The organism is Streptomyces sp. NPDC059994, from assembly GCF_042737755.1.
GTDB lineage: Bacteria > Actinomycetota > Actinomycetes > Streptomycetales > Streptomycetaceae > Streptomyces.
In genome coordinates, this window is record NZ_JBHWUR010000080.1 from 14,578 (window position 1) to 34,014 (window position 19,437).

General features: G+C 70.9%; 20 protein-coding genes. 8 read left to right on the top strand and 12 right to left on the bottom strand.

The window, feature by feature from the left end; translation table 11 throughout:
* Window positions 1–170: 170 nt before the first annotated feature.
* A complete protein-coding gene (locus ACFWA7_RS29475) occupies window positions 171–1,097 on the bottom strand; it encodes an SGNH/GDSL hydrolase family protein (RefSeq protein WP_385543882.1) in 927 nt (308 codons plus the stop codon).
* A gap of 315 nt (window positions 1,098–1,412) precedes the next feature.
* On the opposite strand from ACFWA7_RS29475, the gene ACFWA7_RS29480 reads away from it, so the two are divergent.
* A complete protein-coding gene (locus ACFWA7_RS29480) occupies window positions 1,413–1,907 on the top strand; it encodes a DUF3145 domain-containing protein (RefSeq protein ID WP_101388175.1) in 495 nt (164 codons plus the stop codon).
* Window positions 1,908–1,983: 76 nt separating this feature from the next.
* Here ACFWA7_RS29480 and fabF read toward each other — a convergent pair whose 3' ends face one another.
* The 5 genes from fabF to ACFWA7_RS29505 form a co-directional block, all read right to left on the bottom strand.
* Complete coding sequence (fabF, locus tag ACFWA7_RS29485) at window positions 1,984–3,246, bottom strand: beta-ketoacyl-ACP synthase II (RefSeq protein WP_385543879.1); 1,263 nt, start codon at window positions 3,244–3,246, stop codon at window positions 1,984–1,986.
* A gap of 100 nt (window positions 3,247–3,346) precedes the next feature.
* Window positions 3,347–3,595, bottom strand: a complete 249-nt coding sequence (locus ACFWA7_RS29490) for an acyl carrier protein (RefSeq protein WP_385543876.1) — start codon at window positions 3,593–3,595, stop codon at window positions 3,347–3,349.
* A 55-nt stretch (window positions 3,596–3,650) separates the two neighbouring features.
* The gene (locus tag ACFWA7_RS29495) at window positions 3,651–4,646 is read right to left on the bottom strand and encodes a ketoacyl-ACP synthase III (protein WP_385543874.1); all 996 of its coding nucleotides are present in this window, start codon (window positions 4,644–4,646) and stop codon (window positions 3,651–3,653) included.
* 16 nt (window positions 4,647–4,662) lie between these two features.
* A complete protein-coding gene (locus ACFWA7_RS29500; protein ID WP_385543926.1) occupies window positions 4,663–5,601 on the bottom strand; it encodes an ACP S-malonyltransferase in 939 nt (312 codons plus the stop codon).
* Window positions 5,602–5,690: 89 nt separating this feature from the next.
* Window positions 5,691–6,887 carry a PucR family transcriptional regulator gene (locus ACFWA7_RS29505; protein WP_385543871.1) on the bottom strand — a complete coding sequence of 399 codons (1,197 nt, stop codon included), beginning with the start codon at window positions 6,885–6,887 and terminating at the stop codon, window positions 5,691–5,693.
* Between the two features lie 80 nt (window positions 6,888–6,967).
* On the opposite strand from ACFWA7_RS29505, the gene ACFWA7_RS29510 reads away from it, so the two are divergent.
* Window positions 6,968–7,627: a pirin family protein gene (locus tag ACFWA7_RS29510; RefSeq protein WP_385543868.1), complete on the top strand. Its 660-nt coding sequence runs from the start codon at window positions 6,968–6,970 to the stop codon at window positions 7,625–7,627.
* A gap of 154 nt (window positions 7,628–7,781) precedes the next feature.
* On the opposite strand, the gene ACFWA7_RS29515 is transcribed toward ACFWA7_RS29510, so the two are convergent.
* Window positions 7,782–8,594, bottom strand: coding sequence for a serine hydrolase domain-containing protein (locus ACFWA7_RS29515; protein WP_385543865.1), 813 nt, complete (start codon window positions 8,592–8,594; stop codon window positions 7,782–7,784).
* Between the two features lie 82 nt (window positions 8,595–8,676).
* Between ACFWA7_RS29515 and ACFWA7_RS29520 the strand changes: the two genes are divergently transcribed.
* Window positions 8,677–9,138 (top strand): MerR family transcriptional regulator, encoded by a 462-nt coding sequence (locus ACFWA7_RS29520; RefSeq protein ID WP_385543863.1) that lies wholly within the window; start codon window positions 8,677–8,679, stop codon window positions 9,136–9,138.
* Between the two features lie 6 nt (window positions 9,139–9,144).
* Window positions 9,145–10,170, top strand: a complete 1,026-nt coding sequence (locus tag ACFWA7_RS29525) for an aldo/keto reductase (RefSeq protein ID WP_385543860.1) — start codon at window positions 9,145–9,147, stop codon at window positions 10,168–10,170.
* Window positions 10,171–10,215: 45 nt separating this feature from the next.
* On the opposite strand, the gene ACFWA7_RS29530 is transcribed toward ACFWA7_RS29525, so the two are convergent.
* The 3 genes from ACFWA7_RS29530 to ACFWA7_RS29540 all read right to left on the bottom strand — a co-directional run bounded on the left by ACFWA7_RS29530 (window position 10,216) and on the right by ACFWA7_RS29540 (window position 12,777).
* Window positions 10,216–10,527, bottom strand: coding sequence for a hypothetical protein (locus ACFWA7_RS29530; RefSeq protein WP_385543857.1), 312 nt, complete (start codon window positions 10,525–10,527; stop codon window positions 10,216–10,218).
* Window positions 10,528–10,608: 81 nt separating this feature from the next.
* On the bottom strand, window positions 10,609–11,469 hold the full coding sequence (locus tag ACFWA7_RS29535; RefSeq protein WP_385543854.1) for a DUF4429 domain-containing protein: 861 nt from the start codon (window positions 11,467–11,469) through the stop codon (window positions 10,609–10,611).
* Between the two features lie 96 nt (window positions 11,470–11,565).
* Complete coding sequence (locus tag ACFWA7_RS29540) at window positions 11,566–12,777, bottom strand: alpha/beta hydrolase (RefSeq protein ID WP_385826119.1); 1,212 nt, start codon at window positions 12,775–12,777, stop codon at window positions 11,566–11,568.
* 466 nt (window positions 12,778–13,243) lie between these two features.
* Here ACFWA7_RS29540 and ACFWA7_RS29545 point away from each other — a divergent pair, with 466 nt between their 5' ends.
* A complete protein-coding gene (locus tag ACFWA7_RS29545) occupies window positions 13,244–13,612 on the top strand; it encodes a peptidase inhibitor family I36 protein (protein WP_385543845.1) in 369 nt (122 codons plus the stop codon).
* Between the two features lie 18 nt (window positions 13,613–13,630).
* Here ACFWA7_RS29545 and ACFWA7_RS29550 read toward each other — a convergent pair whose 3' ends face one another.
* Both ACFWA7_RS29550 and aceE read right to left on the bottom strand, forming a co-directional pair.
* Window positions 13,631–14,401 carry a potassium channel family protein gene (locus tag ACFWA7_RS29550; protein WP_385826121.1) on the bottom strand — a complete coding sequence of 257 codons (771 nt, stop codon included), beginning with the start codon at window positions 14,399–14,401 and terminating at the stop codon, window positions 13,631–13,633.
* Between the two features lie 92 nt (window positions 14,402–14,493).
* Window positions 14,494–17,241 carry a pyruvate dehydrogenase (acetyl-transferring), homodimeric type gene (gene aceE, locus ACFWA7_RS29555; RefSeq protein ID WP_385543839.1) on the bottom strand — a complete coding sequence of 916 codons (2,748 nt, stop codon included), beginning with the start codon at window positions 17,239–17,241 and terminating at the stop codon, window positions 14,494–14,496.
* A 390-nt stretch (window positions 17,242–17,631) separates the two neighbouring features.
* On the opposite strand from aceE, the gene ACFWA7_RS29560 reads away from it, so the two are divergent.
* From ACFWA7_RS29560 to ACFWA7_RS29570, 3 genes are all read left to right on the top strand, one after another.
* On the top strand, window positions 17,632–18,054 hold the full coding sequence (locus ACFWA7_RS29560) for a DUF3052 domain-containing protein (protein WP_371652548.1): 423 nt from the start codon (window positions 17,632–17,634) through the stop codon (window positions 18,052–18,054).
* Window positions 18,055–18,172: 118 nt separating this feature from the next.
* Window positions 18,173–18,631: a peroxiredoxin gene (locus ACFWA7_RS29565; RefSeq protein ID WP_344074759.1), complete on the top strand. Its 459-nt coding sequence runs from the start codon at window positions 18,173–18,175 to the stop codon at window positions 18,629–18,631.
* Window positions 18,632–18,752: 121 nt separating this feature from the next.
* Window positions 18,753–19,328 carry a TerD family protein gene (locus ACFWA7_RS29570; RefSeq protein WP_101392355.1) on the top strand — a complete coding sequence of 192 codons (576 nt, stop codon included), beginning with the start codon at window positions 18,753–18,755 and terminating at the stop codon, window positions 19,326–19,328.
* The last annotated feature ends 109 nt before the right edge of the window (window positions 19,329–19,437 follow it).

Sequence of the window (19,437 nt, forward strand, 5' to 3'; positions counted from 1 at the left end):
ACCAGCAGGGCCAGCCGTGCCACCCGTACACGCCGTCCACGTACCACCGCGCATCCTTCCGTCGAGGCCTGGGCGGCCAGTATCGAGAAGGAACTCCCCTGTGAACAGGGGGACTCGGAGTTACGGGAGGGTAAGGGGAGATATCCGGCCGCCGACGGCCGGTCACCCTCCTACCGCGGCGGCCTCGCCGCCGTCACATTGCGGTACGCGATCTCCGCCAGCCGGCCCTGGCCGTCCTTGCTGGGGTGGAACCAGTCCCAGTGGCTCAGCTGGTCGCCGGTGAAGCGGTAGTCGAAGACCGCGCCGCCGTCGTAACGGCAGTAACGGTCCTTCGCGCATACGTCCTTCAGTGCCTCGTTGTACGCCACCACCCGCTCGTACACGGCGTCGCGCCGCTCGCCCGCCGCCGCCCCCAGATCGTCCGCGTCACTCAACATGGACTGACAGATGCCCAGCTTCCAGATCTGTTTCCCCAGAGCGTTGCCCCGCCCCTCCGACCAGAGGCGCTTGAGGTCCGGCACGCTCGACACGTACACCTGGGTCTTGGGCAGGGTGGTGCGCAGCCGGCGCAGGGACGTCTCGAAGCCCGCCCGGAAGTCGGCCGCCGACGTCATACCGTCGACCGAGTCCCGGCAGGCGTCGTTGCCGCCGACCATCACCGTGACCAGCTCGGGGCGGTGGGCCGCCGCGCGGGTCAGCTGGGCCGGGATGTCGGACATCCGGGCGCCGGTCTTCGCGTAGTTCCAGCTGCGGGCGGCCGCGGAGCCGGCGCCGAGCAGCCGGGTCGCCAGCGACTGGACGCCCGAGTCGCTGCCGGTGGCCCAGGACGCCTCGGGGCAGTCGGAGAGGACCATGCAGGCGTCGAAGCCCCGGGTGATGGAGTCGCCCACGGCGGCGATCGACGCCGGGCGCGGGTTCCAGTGGGGGGTGGGCGTCGGTGACGGCTTCGGGGCCGCTTCGGCGCGGTGGTCCGCCGGTGGTTCCGAGCTGGTGCACCCCGCCGTGACGGCGAGCGTCATCGCCGTGAGAGCGGCGGCGGCCGCGGTGCGGCGCCGCGCGGGGCGGCTTCGGCGCGTCGGCAACGTCCCCTGGTCCATCCCCTGGTCCCCTCCCTCGGGTGCCCCTGGCGTCCTGCCGGGTGAAAGCTTCGTGTTTCCCGGGCCCAGGACCGACCGTACGACACCTTTCTGTCTGCTCCGCGCGGTAGCTTTGGCCCGTCCAGCCAGAGGAACCACGCCAGACGGCTCCGGTAAATTACATCACGTCACATACTGTCCCCATTCAGGAGATTAACTCCCGATGCTGTTTACTGTTGAACCCCGGGGCAGAATGTCAGGTGCTGTCCTGACCGAGACCGGTAGGGGCGGGAGGCCGCTGGGGAAGGCGAACCTCGAACCGCACTGGAGGTCCCGGTGACGACACGTGGAGTTCTGTACATCCACTCCGCCCCCCGCGCGCTGTGCCCGCACGTCGAGTGGGCGGTGGCGGGGGTGCTCGGTGTGCGCGTCCAGCTCGACTGGATCCGCCAGCCCGCCTCGCCCGGCACCTGGAGAGCGGAGTTCTCCTGGCAGGGCGAGCCCGGCACCGCCTCCAAACTCGCGTCCGCCCTGCGCGGATGGCAGATGCTGCGGTTCGAGGTCACGGCGGAGCCGTGCGCCAAGGCCGAGGGCGAGCGCTACAGCGCCACGCCCGACCTGGGAATCTTCCACGCGGTCACCGGCATCCACGGCGACATCCTGATCCCCGAGGACCGGCTGCGGGCCGCGCTCGCCCGCTCGGTGCGGGGCGAGACCGATCTGGAGGCCGAGATCGCCCGCCTCCTCGGCAAGCCCTGGGACGACGAGCTGGAGCCGTTCCGGTACGCGGGCGAGGGCGCGCCCGTGAGGTGGCTGCACCAGGTCGTATGACACGTACCGCGGTCCGATGCGTAACGGAAAGGGCCCCCACCGCTCGGTGGGGGCCCTTCCGGTTACGTATACGCGTTCAGACGGAACGGAACGCCAGCACGACGTTGTGCCCGCCGAACCCGAACGAGTTGTTGATGGCCGCGATGGACCCGGCGGGCAGCGCGCGCGGCTCGCCGCGGACGATGTCCGCCTCCACCTCGTCGTCGAGGTCGTCGAGGTTGATGGTCGGGGGCGCGACCCGGTGGTAAAGGGCCAGGACCGTCGCGACGGTCTCGATGCCGCCGGCGCCGCCGAGCAGATGCCCGGTCATGGACTTCGTCGCGGAGACCGCGATGTGGTCCATGTCGTCGCCGAGGACCTTGCGCAGCGCCTTGATCTCGGCGACGTCGCCCTGCGGGGTGGACGTCGCGTGCGCGTTGAGGTGGACGACCTCGGACGGCTTGAGGTCCGTGGAGTCCAGCAGGTTCTGCAGGGCCGCCGCGACACCGCGGCCGGTCGGCTCGGGCTGTGCGATGTGGTGGCTGTCGGCCGACAGGCCCTGGCCGAGCACCTCGCAGTAGACCCGGGCGCCGCGCTTGGCGGCGTGCTCGGCCGACTCCAGGACGACGACACCGGCGCCCTCGCCGAGGACGAAGCCGTCACGGGCCGTGTCGTACGGGCGCGAGGCCTGCTCGGGGTGGTCGTTGTTCTTGGACATCGCCATCATGTTGGCGAACGCCGCGACGGGCAGCGGGTGGATGGCCGCCTCGGTGCCGCCGGCGACCACGACGTCGGCGCGGCCGGTGCGGATCATCTCCACGGCGTAGCCGATCGCCTCGGCGCCCGACGCACAGGCGGAGACGGGGGTGTGGACGCCCGCGCGGGCGTTCACTTCGAGACCGACGTTGGCCGAGGGGGAGTTCGGCATCAGCATCGGGACGGTGTGCGGGGAGACGCGGCGTACGCCCTTCTCCTTCAGCACGTCGTACTGGTCGAGCAGGGTGGTCACACCGCCGATGCCGGAGGCGATGACCGTGCCGAGCCGCTCGGGGGCGATGGGCTGGTCCTCACCGGCGGGAGCGGTGTAGCCCGCGTCGGCCCAGGCCTCCTTGGCCGCGATCAGCGCGAACTGCGCCGAGCGGTCCAGCTTGCGGGCGAGCGGGCGGGGCAGTACCTCGCCCGGGTCGACGGCGGCGGTGGCGGCGATGCGGACCGGGAGGTCGGCGAAGCGCTCGCCCTCCAGGGGCCGGACGCCGGAACGGCCCGCCAGCAGACCTTCCCAGGTCGAGGCGGAGTCGCCACCCAGCGGTGTGGTTGCGCCGATACCGGTGACGACCACGGTGCGATTGGTCGAGCTCACAGGAAATTTCTCCACGGTGTAAGGGGGGATCAGCGGCGCCACCGCCGGGTGGCGGCAGTCACGCGGAACTGAGTCCGGGACTGATTCCGGGGGTACCGGATCAGGCCTGGTGCTTCAGGATGTAGTCCGCGGCGTCGCCGACGGTCTTCAGGTTCTTGACGTCGTCGTCCGGGATCTTGCACTCGAAGCGCTCTTCGGCGGCGACGACGACCTCGACCATGGACAGCGAGTCGACGTCCAGGTCGTCCGTGAAGGACTTGTCCAGCTGGACGTCCTCGACGGGGATACCGGCGATCTCGTTGACGATCTCGGCGAGACCCTCAAGGATCTCTTCCTGGGTGGCGGCCATGTGGCGCTCCTTCGGTTTTTTACGGGTTTGTGGGCATCCGGAAGATCCGGTGTGCCTAGGGGAGGGTAACGACCGTCGCGGCGTACACGAGACCCGCCCCGAAGCCGATGACGAGCGCGGTGTCACCGCTCTTCGCCTGTCCGGTCGCCAGGAGCCGCTCCATCGCGAGCGGGATCGAGGCGGCCGAGGTGTTGCCGGTGGTCTCCACGTCACGGGCGACCGTGACGTGCTCCGGCAGTTTGAGAGTCTTCACCATCGAGTCGATGATCCGCATGTTGGCCTGGTGCGGAATGAAGACGTCCAGGTCGTCCGCGCTGATTCCGGCCGCGTCCAGCGCCTGCTGGGCGACCTTCGCCATCTCGAACACGGCCCAGCGGAACACCGCCTGGCCCTCCTGCGTGATCGCAGGGAACTTGCCGGAGCTGTCGTACTCCGTCCACGGCACGGTCTGCTTGATGGTCTCGGACTTGTCGCCCTCGGAGCCCCAGACGGTACGGGCGATGCCCGGCTCGTCCGCGGGGCCGACCACGACCGCGCCCGCGCCGTCACCGAACAGGAAGGCCGTCGCGCGGTCCTCCAGGTCGGTCAGGTCGCTGAGCCGCTCCACGCCGATGACGAGGACGTACTCCGCCGAACCCTCGACGATCATGCCCTTGGCGAGGGTCAGGCCGTAGCCGAAGCCCGCGCAGCCCGCGGAGATGTCGAACGCGGCCGGCTTGACGGCGCCGATCTTGTCCGCGATCTCGGTGGCGACGGCCGGGGTCTGCTTGAAGTGCGAGACCGTGGAGACGATCACACCGCTGATCTGCTCGGGGGTGAGACCGGCGTCCGCGATGGCCTTGCCCGCGGCCTCCACCGACATCGCCGTCACGGTCTCCTCGTCGGAGGCCCAGTGCCGGGTGGAGATGCCGGAGCGGGAGCGGATCCACTCGTCGGACGAGTCGATCTTCTCCAGGATGACCTCGTTGGGAACCACCCGGGTCGGCCGGTAGCCGCCGACGCCCATGATCCGGGCGAACGGCGCGCCCTTGCTGGGCTTGATCTTCGACATGCTGTACGGCTCCTTATCAGGCGCCCGCCGCGTCAGCGGCGGGCATCCCTGTCTCGGCGATGAGCGCGCGGGCCGCTTCGAGGTCGTCCGGGGACTTCAGGGCGACGGTCTTCACACCGGGCAGTGCGCGCTTGGCCAGGCCGGTCAGGGTGCCGCCGGGGCACACCTCGATCAGCGCGGTGGCACCCAGTTCCTGGAACGTCTCCATACAGAGGTCCCAGCGGACGGGGTTCGAAACCTGGTTGACCAGGCGGGCGACGATCTCGGAGCCGGTGGCGACGGTGCGGCCGTCGGCGTTCGAGACGTAGATGATCTTCGGGTCGGCGATGTCCAGCGACGTCGCCGCCTCGCGTAGCTCGTCGACCGCCGGGGCCATGTGGTGCGTGTGGAACGCGCCGGCGACCTTCAGGGGTACGACCCGGCGCACGCCCTCGGGCTTGTCCGCCTCCAGGGCGGCCAGCTGCTCCAGGGTGCCCGCGGCCACGACCTGGCCCGCGCCGTTCACATTGGCCGGGGTGATGCCCAGCTTCTCCAGGTGCGGGAAGACGACCTCGGGCTCGCCGCCGAGCAGCGCGGACATACCGGTCTCGGTGATGGCCGCGGCCCTGGCCATGCCCAGGCCCCGGGTACGTACGAAGCCGAGTGCGGCCTCCTCGGAGAGCACGCCCGCGTACGCGGTGGCGGTGATCTCGCCGACGCTGTGGCCGGCCACCGCGCCCGGGGTGATGTCACCCAGTGCCGCGGCGGAGAGCAGACCCGCGGCGACCAGCAGGGGCTGGGCCACGGAGGTGTCGCGGATGGCGTCCGCGTCCGCCTGCGTGCCGTAGTGGACAAGGTCGAGCCCGATGGCGTCGGACCACGCGGCGAGCCGGTCGGCGGCGCCGGGGAGGTCGAGCCAGGGAGTCAGGAAGCCGGGCGTCTGAGCGCCTTGGCCGGGAGCGACGAGTACGAGCACTCTCACACTCTCTCTTGTGGACGGCCCTGCTCGCCCGTGGGGACAGGGACGAAGAACCGTCGGGGGAATTGTGGGTGTCCGACAAAAGTCTAGGACTGAGGATCTCCGTCGGCCAGACGCCCCAGGATCAGGGCGATCCTGAGCGTGAAGGCGGAACGTACATCGGAGGGGGACCAGCCGGTGACGTCCGTCACACGTCGTAGCCGGTAGCGCACGGTGTTGGGGTGTACGAAGAGCATCCGGGCCGCGCCCTCCAGGCTGCTCGCCTGCTCCAGATAGACGCTCAGGGTCTCCAGGAGCGCCGAGCCCGCCTCCTCCAGCGGTCTGTAGATCTCCTCCACCAGCTGGTCGCGCGCGGCCGGATCGGAGGCGATCGCGCGCTCCGGCAGGAGATCGTCCGCCAGAACGGGCCGGGGGGCGTCCTGCCAGGCCGAGCCCGCCTTGAGTCCGGCGGCGGCGGCCTGTGCGGAGCGGGTCGCGGCCAGCAGGTCGGGGACGACCGGGCCGGCCACCACGGGACCGGCCGCGTACGGCCCGATCAGGGCCTTGGCGACCTGGAGCGGGTTGTCGCTGCCGCCCGCGATGACGACCAGGCGGTCACCGAGCACCCCGGTGAGGACCTGGAGCTTGGCGTGCCGGGCGGCCCGCCGGATCGCCTCGACGGTGAGCTCGCTGTCGCCGTCGGGGGCGGTGCCGAGCACCACGCACACATGCTCCGGCGAGTTCCAGCCGAGGGCGGCGGCCCGTGAGACGGCGCCCTCGTCGGCCTCACCGGAGAGCACCGCGTTGACGACCAGCGATTCGAGCCGGGCGTCCCAGGCACCGCGTGCCTCGGCGGCCTGGGCGTACACCTGGGCGGTGGCGAAGGCGATCTCGCGTGCGTAGACCAGCAGGGCCTCGCGCAGGATCGACTCGTCGCCGGGCGCCGCGACCTCCTCGATCGCGGTCTCCATGACCTCGATGGTGGTGCGCACCATCTCGACGGTCTGGCGCAGGGTGATGGCCCGGGTCAGCTCGCGGGGCGCGGTCCCGAAGACATCGGTGGAGATCGCCTGCGGGGTCTCCGGGTGCCGGAACCACTCGGTGAACGCCGCGATGCCGGCCTGGGCGACCAGACCGATCCAGGACCGGTTCTCCGGCGGCATCGCCCGGTACCACGGCAGCGTCTCGTCCATGCGGGCGATGGCGTTCGCGGCGAGCCGGCCGGAGGACTGCTCAAGGCGCTTGAGGGTCGCGGCGTGCGGATGGGCGGCGTTCGGCGGCGGCGCAGATTCGGGTTCGGGCACGGGGACAAGACTGCCTTATCAGGACGGGTGAGTGCCCTGCCGGGGGTTCGGGGGCCCGGACAGGCCCTACCGTGGACCCCGTGATTTCCGTGAGGCGCGCCCACGAGCGCTACCGGGGCGGCGACGCGGCGGCCGGCATCGAGTCCCTGCACGCGTTGTCCTTCGGCCGTTTCTACGACCCGGACAATCTGCGCTTCGGCCCGGTCCTGGCCTGCAACGAGGAGCGGCTCGCGCCGGGCGCGGGCTTCGACGAGCATCCGCACAGCCACACCGAGATCGTCACCTGGGTGGTGGAGGGCGAGCTCACCCACCGCGACTCGACGGGCCACGCGACGGTCGTACGGGCGGGGGACGTCCAGCACCTCAGTTCGGCCGGAGGCGTCCGCCACGAGGAGCGCAACGACGGCACCGCCCCCCTGGTCTTCGTCCAGATGTGGCTGGCCCCCGGGCAGCCCGGCGGCACCCCGTCGTACGAGATCGTCCGCGGCATAGCCGACTCGACCCCGTACGCGGTCCTGGCGGCGGGCGCGATGCTGTACGTCCGGCGGCTGGCGGCGGGCGAGCGCACGGCGGTCCCGGACGCGCCCGGCGTCTACGTCCACGTGGTACGTGGCGAGGTCGACCTGGCGGGCGGGCGACTGGGGCCGGGTGACTCGGCGAGGCTCAGCGAGGCGCTGGGCCTCGACCTGGTCGCCCGCACCCAGGTGGAGCTGCTGATCTGGGAGCTGAACGAGGTGTAGCGGATTCGGCTGCGGACCGTGCCGGGTTGCTCGCGCGGTTCCCCGCGCCCCGACCACCCAGGGGCGCGGGAACTGCGCGACCAGCCCCCACCGGCCCGCAGCCGGCGGACCAGCCGCCCGGCTGAGGGCTTTCGGGAAGGGGCGGGGTGGGGAACTATCCCAGCTCCGCCAGCACCGCGTCCGTAAACGCAGGCCAGGCCTCCACCGCCCACGGGCCGAACGCCCGGTCCGTCAGGGACACGCACGCCGCCGACGCCCGCGGGTCGACCCACAGGAACGTGCCGGACTGGCCGAAGTGGCCGAAGGTGCGGGGCGAGGACGAACTCCCCGTCCAGTGCGGGGACTTGGCGGACCGGATCTCGAACCCGAGGCCCCAGTCGTTGGGGTTCTGGTGCCCGTACCCCGGCAGGACGCCCTTCGTGCCCGGGTACTGCACCGTCATCGCCTCCGCGACCGTCATCGGGTGCAGCAGCTGCGGCGCCTGCACCTCCGCCGCGAACCGCACCAGGTCGTCGACGGTCGAGACGCCGTCCTTGGCGGGCGAGCCGTCGAGCGACGTCGACGTCATCCCGAGCGGTTCGAGGACGCCCTCGCGCAGATAGTCGGCGAACGGGATCCCCGTCCGCTTCGCGATGTGGTCGCCCAGGACCTCGAACCCGGCGTTGGAGTAGAGCCGCCGCTCCCCGGGCGCACCCATCACCCGGTGCTCGTCGAAGGCGAGCCCCGAGGTGTGCGCGAGCAGATGGCGCACGGTCGAGCCCTGAGGCCCCGCGGGCTCGTCCAGCTCGACGGCGCCCTCCTCGTACGCGACGAGCGCGGCGTACGCGGCGAGCGGCTTGGTGACGGAGGCGAGCGGGAAGCGCTGCCCGGTCGGGCCGTGCGCCCCGGCGACGGTGCCGTCCGCACGGACGACGGCGGCCGCCGCGTGCGGCACGGGCCAGTTCTCGATCAGCGCCAGGCTCTTCATGCGTACGAGCCTAAACGGTCGCGGAATCCGCCCTCCGATTGCACTTGCTTGGAGTGCACTCCAACGTTCTAGCGTGGGGGTCATGACGGTGATCGAGAGCATCCCTGTGAAGTCGGCGGTCGTGGACCTGTGCAAGACCCGCCCGTCGCACCCGCGACCCGAGGGCCAGGACCGCTACACGATCAGCGAGGTCTCCGCCCTCAGCGGGCTCACCGCGCACACCCTGCGCTGGTACGAGCGGATCGGCCTGATGCCGCACGTGGACCGCTCGCACACCGGGCAGCGGCGGTTCACCAACAAGGACCTCGACTGGCTGGTCTTCGTCACCAAGCTGCGGCTGACCGGGATGCCGGTCGCGGACATGGTCCGGTACGCCGAGCTGGTCCGCGAGGGCGAACACACCTTCGACGAACGGCAGGAGCTCCTGGAGCAGACCCGGCGCGACGTCATCACGCGCATGGCGGAGCTCCAGGACACGCTCGCCGTCCTCGATCGCAAGATCGACTTTTACGCGGACGCCCGGCGGGCGTCGGAGAGGGCCTGAACGGCTATGAGCACGAGCACCGAGAAGATCGCCACCGTACGCCTCGGCGACGGCGGCCCCGAGATCGGCGTCCAGGGCTTCGGCGCCATGGGCATCAGCGAGTTCTACGGCGAGACCGACGAGGCCGCCGCCCGCGACACCCTGGAGGCGACCGTCGAGGCGGGCGTCACGCTCATCGACACCGCCGACATCTACGGGTCCGGCGCCAACGAGGAGTTCCTGGCCCCGTTCCTCGCCGCCCACCGCGACGAGATCACCCTGGCCACCAAGTTCGCCATCGACCGCCGCGCCGACGATCCGGGCCACCGGGCCGTCCGCAACGATCCGGCCTACATCAAGAAGGCCGTCGAGGCGAGCCTGCGCCGCCTGAACGTCGAGGTCATCGACCTCTACTACATGCACCGACGCGACCCCGGCGTCCCGTTCGCCGAATCGGTGGGCGCGATGGCCGACCTCGTACGGGAAGGCAAGGTCAAGCACCTGGGCCTGAGCGAGGTGACCGGCGCCGAGCTGCGCGAGGCGTACGCGGTGCACCCCATCGCCGCCCTCCAGTCGGAGTGGTCGGTCTTCAGCCGGGACGTGGAGCGCAGCGCGGTCGGTGCCGCCGCCGAGCTCGGCGTGACCTTCGTGCCGTACTCGCCGCTCGGGCGCGGCTTCCTGACGGGCGCGTTCGCCGACGCGGCGAAGGAGCTGTCGGGCAGCGACTTCCGCCGCCACCAGCCGCGCTTCACCGGCGACAACGCCCGCGCCAACACCGCGCTCCTGGAGCCGCTGCACAAGATCGCCGCCGAGCGCGGGGCGACCACCGCGCAGATCGCCCTCGCCTGGGTGCAGCAGCGCGCCCAGGTGCACGGTCTGACGGTGGTCCCGATCCCGGGCACCCGCAAGCGCACCCGCCTCCTGGAGAACGCGGCCGCGACCCGTATCACCCTGACCGCCCAGGAACTGGCCACGCTTGAGCCGATCGCGGACCTGGTGGCGGGCGACCGCTACCCGGACATGTCGTCCACGTCGGTGGGACGCGAGGGCTGACTCCCGCGGCCGTGCCCGGCGACCGCGACGCGCCCGGCCCCGGCATCACGCGTCGCCCGTCGCGATGGCGGCGAACACGATCCACCACGCCTGGAGCGGCCGGACCACGGCGAGCAGCAGCGGCGCGGTCTGCGCCACGGCGAGCGCCCCCGCCCAGCCGCCGGGCGCCCTGTAGTCGTGCATCAGCACGGTGACCGTGATCGGGGGCAGCACCACGACGAAGCAGAGGACGACGGCGTACGGGGCCCTCCGCTGCCACCGCCGCGGCGCTCGCGCGAGGAGTGGCTCGACGGACTCGGCCGGGGTGCGAAGGGCCAGGACGAGGGAGCTGAGCACAGTGCGGGGCGCGTTGTTCATGGCGTGATCAGCCCAGGCGGCCGGGGAGCGGGCCACGGGGCTCGGCCCCGGACCCCGCTCCTCAGCCGCCGGAGGGGCGCTCTACAGCTCCGCCAGCAACTCCGCCTTCTTCGCGCTGAATTCCGCGTCCGTCACCAGCCCGGCCTGATGGAGTTCACTCAGGTGCCGGATCCTTTCGGCGATGTCCGCCGGGTCGCGCCGCCCGGGGGACGCGTGGGCCACCGGGACCGGCGCGCCGGCCGCGCCCCGGATCGCCTGGAGGACCGCCGCAGCGAACGGCAGGGACTCGTGGACCGGCCCGTACCCGAGGCCGAAGACGACCGCCGCCGGGTCCTGGTCGGCCTGCGGCGCGGTGGCCTCGGCGTCGCGCCGCACCAGCCGCAGATGGCCGTCGAAGGCCTCGGGCGAGCGCCATTCGACCCCGCACAGCGACGCCAGCGGGAACGTCTGGTCGCCCGCCTTCCACTTCGCCGAGGAGGCGCCCGTCCAGAACCAGCGGAACGACACCTGGCGGCCGTCGAAGGAGGCCTTCCCGTCGTACGCCTTGAAGCTCTGCGGCAGCTCGGGCGCCGCCACCACGTACCGCTCCGAAGGCTCCGCCGCGTCCGGTGCGAGCAGCGCGCGCAGCTCGTCCGCGTAGTACTCGGCGAGCGTCTCGCGCTCCGCGGGCAGCACCAGGCGGTACGGGTCGCACCCGTCCTTGAGCTGTCCCGCCGCGGCCTCCATCAGCGGATCGGCGCCCGGTCTCGGCACCGCGTGCAGCACCACCGTGCCGCGCTTGCCCTGGGTCAGCGTCACCGACTCCAACGCTTCGTGGGGGATGCGCCGTTCGCGCAGCGCCGTGAACAGCTTCGGCGTGCGTATCCCCCGTTCGAAGCGGATGAGTACGGAGTCGGGCTCGAACTCCCAGGTGGCATGAATTCCGGCCAGCACATCACCCATGCACCTCATCGTAGGCGGCGCACGCCCGCGCGTCCCCCCTCGGCGCCGGCCGCAATGTCATACGTACGTCCGCGGCGGCGCCGATTTCTACGCGCGTCAGGCCTCGTCCGCGCCGGAAATACCGCGCTGGCAGGCCGAATTGGCTTTGAGACAGCTGACGGACTGGTACGAACCGACGCCTATCGCGGCGAAGTTGGCGAGACTCTGTGTGCCCGGCTCGAAATAGCCCCCGTGGCCGACGGCACCGGCCGCCGAGAGCACCCGCGCCCCGAACCCGGAGGAGACCGGGTCCGCGCCGTGGCCCAGGCCGGCGACGTCCAGGTGCGGCACGTCCTCGATCCAGTCGTCGCGGTCCCGCATCGCCCACACCCGGGCCGAGGTGCCCAGGTGGGAGGCGCTCTGGGTGCGCATGCCGGGGCTGCCCGCGACCGCTATGTCAACCACCCGGGGCGGCAGCCGGTGCGCGCCGACGCCGCACAGCACCGAGCCGTAGCTGTGGCAGAAGAGGGAGACCGGCGCGTTCCCCGGCAGGGAGCGGACCAGCTTGTCGAGCCGGACCGCGCCGTCCTCGGCCAGCCGGCCGATCGCGGAGTCGATGCCGAGCCCGGACGGGGTGGTGTAGTCGGCCCAGGCGATCACCGCGGTGCGGGTGCGCGGCCCGGCCGCGCGCTCCGCCGCGTAGAGCGACTGCGCCATGCCCACCGGGGCGGAGTACTTGCGGGTGCTCTTCTCGAACGTCATGACGTTCGTGTCGACGCCCGGGACGACCATCGAGATGCGCTCGGCGTGTTCGAGGTCGCCGAAGACCTCGGCGACGCGTCCGCTGTCCGACGGGTCGAAGGCGAGGATCTGCCGGTCACCGGCGAGCAGCGACTCGTACCGGTGCATCCGGCGGCCCGCGCTCTGGCGGCCGTCGGTGGTGAGCCGGCTGTCGTGCATCCGGGCGCGTTCGCTGTCGCGCGCCTCGACGAGGGCCCGCCGGTTCGCCTCGTAGCGCAGCGGGACCGGCGCGCCGTTCAGGTTGCCGACGACCAGCGGGTAGCGCCGGACCAGGTCGGTGCGCTCGACGGCCGTCAGGGAGGCGAAGAAGCGGGTGAGCCGGCGCGGTGAGGTGTCCGGGGCGGGGAGCTTCTCGCCGTCGAGGGTGCCCTTCGCCCAGGCGGCGAGGGCGACGGAGCGTGGCTCGGTCGACATCTGGTGGCCGCGGACCGCGGTCCAGCCCGAGGTCGCGAGCATCATGAACACGACGGCGAGCGCGAGCAGGGCGCGCCAGACGTTGAGTGTGGGGGAGGAGTCGAAGGAAGTCACTGCGGTACAGAGTAGGAGGCCCGGAAGGCCCACTGGGGTGACAGTGACTCAGATCACGTTTGAACCAGGTCGTGGAGGGTGGGGAGGCCTCACCTACCGCGCGCGCGGGCGCACGCTCCGTGCGGCGCGCCGCTGCGGCTCGCCTCTGGGGATCAGGTGCGCCGGTCGCCCGCGAGGGCCGGTCCCAACTGGTCGGGACGGGTTTCGGTCGGCCGCCGCAGGGTGTCCGTGCCGGTGTCCTCACCTCGCCCCCACGGGCCGTGCGCGATTCTCGTCACACCGGCGAAGGCGGCCGCAGCGACGCGCGCCCACGGATCGCTCTCCGTGTTCAGCCCCTCGCGCGCGGTCGTCAGCGATCCGGCGGGGCTTCACCTGTCCGGGTGAAGTGGGGCCGGAAGGAAACTCGGGGTGATCGGGGTGCGTTCACTGATCAACCGAAGCCGATGACACGGGGGTTGATCCCACCATGCGTACGCAGACCACAGCCGCGGCCGTCCTCGCCGCCACCGCGTTCCTGCTGCCCGCCCCGGCCCGGGCGGCCGCCCCGCCGCGCCTCGGCGCCTGCGCGCCCGGCGAGCTGTGCCTCTGGAAGCAGCCGGACTTCAAGGGGGCCCGGCAGGTGTACGACCTGAGGAACATCGAGATCGAGAGCTGTACGGCGCTACCGCCCGGCACGGACGCCGTGTCCCTCGCCAACCGGACGGGCCGCCCGGTGACGGCGTACCAGTCGGAGGAGTGCGCGGAGACGGCCGAGTTCGACACACATCCGGGCGGCGGGTCCTGGGTGCCCCGGAACCCCTACCGGGTGCGGGCGTTCAAGATCTGGCAGAGCTGAGGGGCGGTGAGTGCCCCGTCAGGGCAGAGGCGCGCTGCGGGGGCCGCGCTCGCAGGTGCACTCCGTCCCGCCCGCCAGCGCCGCCACCTGCCCGCGCAGCGACCGCACCTCCTGGGTGAGCGTCTCCAGGAGCGCGGTCTGGCGCCGCTCCTCCTCGCCGTCGCGCTCGAAGCGGGAGATGAACCAGGCCGCGATGTTCGCCGTCACCACACCGAGCAGGGCGATGCCGGACAGCATCAGGCCCACCGCGATGAGCCGCCCGAGCCCGGTGGTCGGCGCGTGATCGCCGTAGCCGACGGTGGTCATCGTGGTGAACGACCACCACACGGCGTCGCCCAGCGTCTTGATGTTCCCGGTCGGCGCGCCCCGCTCCACCTCCAGGACGGCCAGCGAGCCGAACATCAGCAGCCCGACCACCGCCCCGCCGACATAGACGGTCAGCTGTATCTGCGGGGCCATCCGCGCCCGCCGCCCCACCAGGGCGAGCGTGGAGACGACCCGGAGCAGCCGCAGCGGCTGGATCAGCGGCAGCACCACCGCGAGCAGGTCCAGCCAGTGGGTGCGGACGAACAGCAGCCGCTGCCCGGACAGGGCGAGCCGAACCAGGTAGTCGCAGGCGAAGGCGCCCCACACCACCCACTCCACGCCGACACACACGTCCTGCACCCCGGTCCCCGCCCCGGGATGGACGACGGGCACGGTGTACGCGAGGGCGAAGGAGACGGCCAGCGCGAGCAGCGGCCACTGGGTCCGCCGCTCCCACCGCGTCTGTGCGGGTAGTTGCTTCATGTGCGCATCGTAAAAGCGGTGAAGCGGTCATACGAACGCCGAAAGGCGGTGGAACCGGAACCGGTCCCACCGCCCTCTCGGAAACGTGACGGCTACGCGTCGCCCCCTGCGGCCCCCGGGTCCGCCGCGGTGACGTCGAGCAGTTGGTAGCGGTCGACGGCCTGCTTCAGGACCGAGCGGTCCACCTTGTTGTCCCGGGCGAGTTCGGTGAGCACCGCCAGGACGATCGACTGGGCGTCGATGTGGAAGAAGCGCCGCGCCGCGCCCCGGGTGTCGGCGAAGCCGAACCCGTCGGCGCCCAGCGAGGTGTACCGGCCGGGCACCCAGCGCGAGATCTGGTCCGGCACGGCCCGCATCCAGTCCGAGACGGCCACGAACGGCCCCTCGGCGCCGGTCAGCTTGCGCGTGACGTACGGGACGCGCTGCTCCTCCTCCGGGTGGAGCAGATTGTGCTCCTCCACCTCGACGGCGTCGCGCCGCAGCTCGTTCCAGGAGGTCGCGGACCAGACGTCGGCCCGTACGTTCCACTCCTCGGCGAGGATCCGCTGCGCCTCGACGGCCCACGGGACGGCCACGCCGGACGCCATGATCTGCGCCGGGATGGTGCCCGCGGTGCCCGGGGCGTAGCGGTGGATGCCCTTGAGGATGCCGTCCACGTCGACGTCCGCCGGCTCGGCCGGGTGCTGGATCGGCTCGTTGTAGACGGTCAGGTAGTAGAAGACGTCCTCGCCGGGCTTGCCGTCGGCGGTCTCCCCGTACATCCGGCGCAGCCCGTCCTGGACGATGTGCGCGATCTCGTACCCGAACGCCGGGTCGTAGGCGACACAGCCCGGGTTGGTCGAGGCGAGCAGATGCGAGTGTCCGTCGGCGTGCTGGAGGCCCTCGCCGGTCAGCGTGGTGCGGCCGGCGGTCGCGCCCAGGACGAAACCGCGCGAGAGCTGGTCGGCCATCTGCCAGAACTGGTCGCCGGTGCGCTGGAAACCGAACATCGAGTAGAAGACGTAGACCGGGATCAGCGGCTCGCCGTGCGTCGCGTACGCCGAGCCCGCGGCGATCAGTGAGGCCGTGCAGCCCGCCTCGGAGATGCCGTCGTGCAGCATCTGACCGGTCGGGGACTCCTTGTAGGCGAGCAGCAGATCACGGTCGACCGCCTCGTACTGCTGGCCGAGGGGGTTGTAGATCTTCGCACTCGGGAAGAACGCGTCCATGCCGAACGTGCGGTACTCGTCAGGTGCGATCAGCACGAACCGCCTGCCGATCTCCTTGTCCCGCATGAGGTCCTTCAGGATGCGGACGAACGCCATGGTGGTGGCGATCGACTGCGCTCCCGAGCCCTTCTTCGCGGCCGCGTACGTCTTGTCCTCCGGCAGCGGCAGCGGCTTCGCGCGCACCACACGGGTCGGCACATAGCCGCCGAGCCCCTTGCGGCGGTCGTGCATGTACTGGATCTCTTCGGAGTTGCGGCCCGGGTGGTAGTACGGCGGGGCGCCGGCCTCCAGCTGGGCGTCCGTGATCGGGATGTGCAGCCGGTCGCGGAAGCGCTTGAGGTCCTCGACCGTCAGCTTCTTCATCTGGTGGGTCGCGTTGCGGCCCTCGAAGTTCGGGCCGAGCGTCCAGCCCTTGACGGTCTGGGCGAGGATCACGGTCGGCTGGCCCTTGTGCGCCTTGGCCGCCGCGTACGCCGCGTACACCTTCTTGTGGTCGTGACCGCCGCGGCCCAGGTGCTGGATCTGCTGGTCGGTCATGTTCTCGACCATGGCGCGCAGCCGGTGGTCGCCGCCGAAGAAGTGGTCGCGGATGTAGCCGCCGGTCTCCGTCGCGTACGTCTGGAACTGGCCGTCCGGCGTGGTGTTCAGCTTGTTGACGAGGATGCCGTCGCGGTCCTGGGCGAGCAGCGGGTCCCAGGAGCGGTCCCATACCAGCTTGATGACGTTCCATCCGGCGCCGCGGAACTGCGACTCCAGCTCCTGGATGACCTTGCCGTTGCCGCGCACCGGGCCGTCGAGGCGCTGGAGGTTGCAGTTGACGACGAAGGTCAGGTTGTCGAGGTTCTCGCGTGCGGCGATGGAGAGCTGGCCCAGCGACTCCGGCTCGTCCATCTCGCCGTCACCCAGGTACGCCCACACGTGCGAGTCGGAGGTGTCGGCGATGCCGCGCGCCTCCATGTAGCGGTTCATCCGCGCCTGGTAGATCGCGCCGAGCGGGCCCAGGCCCATCGAGACGGTCGGGAACTCCCAGAAGTCCGGCATCAGACGCGGGTGCGGGTACGAGGACAGCCCGTACGGCGCCTTGGACTTCTCCTGGCGGAACGCGTCGAGCTGCTGCTCCGAGAGCCGGTCCAGGAGGTAGGCGCGGGCGTAGATGCCGGGGGAGGCGTGCCCCTGGAAGAAGATCTGGTCGCCGCCCCTGCCGTCGTCCTTGCCCCGGAAGAAGTGGTTGAAGCCCACGTCGTAGAGGGAGGCGGAGGAGGCGAAGGTGGCGATGTGGCCGCCGACCCCGATGCCCGGTCGCTGTGCGCGCGAGACCATCACCGCGGCGTTCCAGCGGGTCGCGTTGAGGACCTTGCGCTCGATCTCCTCGTTGCCGGGGAAGAACGGTTCGTCCTTGGTGGCGATCGTGTTGACGTAGTCCGTGCTGCGCATCTCGGGCACGGCCACGCGCTTCTCGCGGGCCCGCTCGATGAGGCGGAGCATCAGATAGCGGGCGCGCTCACGCCCCCGCTCGTCCACCGCCGCGTCCAGGGAGGCGAGCCACTCCTCGGTCTCCTCCGGATCGAAGTCCGGGACCTGACTGGGAAGGCCGCCAATGATGATCGGATTGCGATCGGATCCGGAAGCCACGCTGTTCCTTCGCTGTCGGGGGCGTGCGGGGTTGGTGCGCCGCATCCCATCGTGGACCGCGAGGACGCAAACGTCATCTCTACCGAGGGGTAACGAGGTGTGCGGCCGCCCAAATCGCAACCTTACGCCCAAGCCGTGCGCGTGTTCCCAAAGGGCGCGTCACCCCGATTGGCGTACGCACGGAGCAGAAGCGTGCAAACTATCTGCAAGGGTGTGGGATGAATCACCACCGGGCCCGGGTTTGCCGCTTACCGGGGGCACACTGCACCCCAAAGGGCGGGTTCGGGGGCCTGGTACTTGCGCGATTCGTCCCGCCCGTGTGGACTACGCCCAAGCCTCGCGCGTGCGTGGGGCCGCATTACTTACCGAATCAAGATCAGGAGGCAAGCCGTGAGCGCGACCGCGGACCACGCGGAGGAGCGGACCAACCCGGCCATCAGGCTGGGGTTCGAGCCCGGACAGGTGGTCCAGGAGATCGGTTACGACGAAGACGTCGACCAGGATCTCCGCGAGGGCATCGAGTCCCTGATTGGCCAGGACATCGTTGACGAGGACTATGACGACGTCGCCGACGTCGTCGTTCTCTGGTTCCGCGACGAGGACGGCGACCTTACGGACGCCCTGGTCGATGCCATCGGCCTCCTGGAGGACGGCGGCACCATCTGGCTGCTGACTCCGAAGACCGGCCGGGACGGATACGTCGAGCCCAGTGACGTCAACGACGCCGCGCAGACTGCTGGCCTCTCCCCGGCCAAGAGCATCAGCGTGGGCAAGGACTGGTCGGGCACCCGCCTGAAGTCCGGCAAGCGCTGACCCTCCACGCCCCAGGGCCCCCACCGGCACCGCCGGTGGGGGCCCTGTGCGTAGGGTGGGGCGCACCGGACGGCCCACCGCGGCCGCCGGTCCAGGCCCACAGAAGGGATGCGTTTCCATGGCGATCGAGGTCGGCACCAAGGCCCCGGACTTCGAGCTGAAGGACAACCACGGCCGCACCGTGAAGCTCTCGGACTTCCGCGGCGAGAAGAACGTGGTGCTCCTCTTCTACCCGTTCGCCTTCACCGGCGTCTGCACGGGCGAGCTGTGCGCGCTGCGGGACAACCTGCCGCAGTTCACCGACCGCGACACCCAGCTGCTCGCCGTCTCCAACGACTCGATCCACACCCTGCGCGTCTTCGCCGAGCAGGAGGGTCTGGAGTACCCGCTGCTTTCGGACTTCTGGCCGCACGGCGAGGTCTCGCGCGCGTACGGGGTCTTCGACGAGGACAAGGGCTGCGCGGTGCGCGGCACCTTCGTCATCGACAAGGACGGCGTGGTCCGCTGGACCGTCGAGAACGGCCTGCCGGACGCCCGGGACCTGAATGACTACGTCAAGGCGCTCGACACCCTGTGAACCTTCGGCCGAATCGCCTGTTTGAGGCGGGAACCGGTCACTAGGATCCAGACGTTGATCCGATGCCAACGCACGACGGGGACGCTGACCAAGCCGGCCCCTCACACCATTGGGAGGACTCGTGGGAGTCAGCCTCAGCAAGGGCGGCAACGTCTCGCTGACCAAGGCCGCCCCCAACCTGACCGCGGTCATCGTCGGTCTGGGCTGGGACGCTCGTACCACCACCGGGGGTGACTTCGACCTGGACGCCAGCGCACTGCTGACCAACGACCAGGGCAAGGTCGCCAACGACTCGAACTTCGTCTTCTTCAACAACCTCAAGAGCCCCGACGGCTCCGTCGAGCACACCGGTGACAACCTCACCGGTGAGGGCGAGGGCGACGACGAGGTCATCAAGGTGAACCTGGCCGGGGTTCCGGCCGACGTTCACAAGATCGTGTTCCCGGTCTCGATCTACGAGGCCGAGAGCCGCCAGCAGTCGTTCGGCCAGGTCCGCAACGCGTACATCCGCGTGGTGAACCAGGCCGACAACACCGAGCTCGCCCGGTACGACCTGAGCGAGGACGCCTCGACGGAGACCGCCATGGTCTTCGGCGAGCTGTACCGCAACGGGGCGGAGTGGAAGTTCCGCGCCATCGGCCAGGGATACGCGTCGGGCCTGCGCGGCATCGCGCAGGACTTCGGCGTCAACGTCTGAGCCGACCGCCTCAGGGCCCTGCTGTACTCCAGCAGCGGCGTCGAGGCGGGCCGGTCCATGGGCTTCATCCTGATGGCGTTCGCACTGGGGCTGATCCCGTACTCGGTCC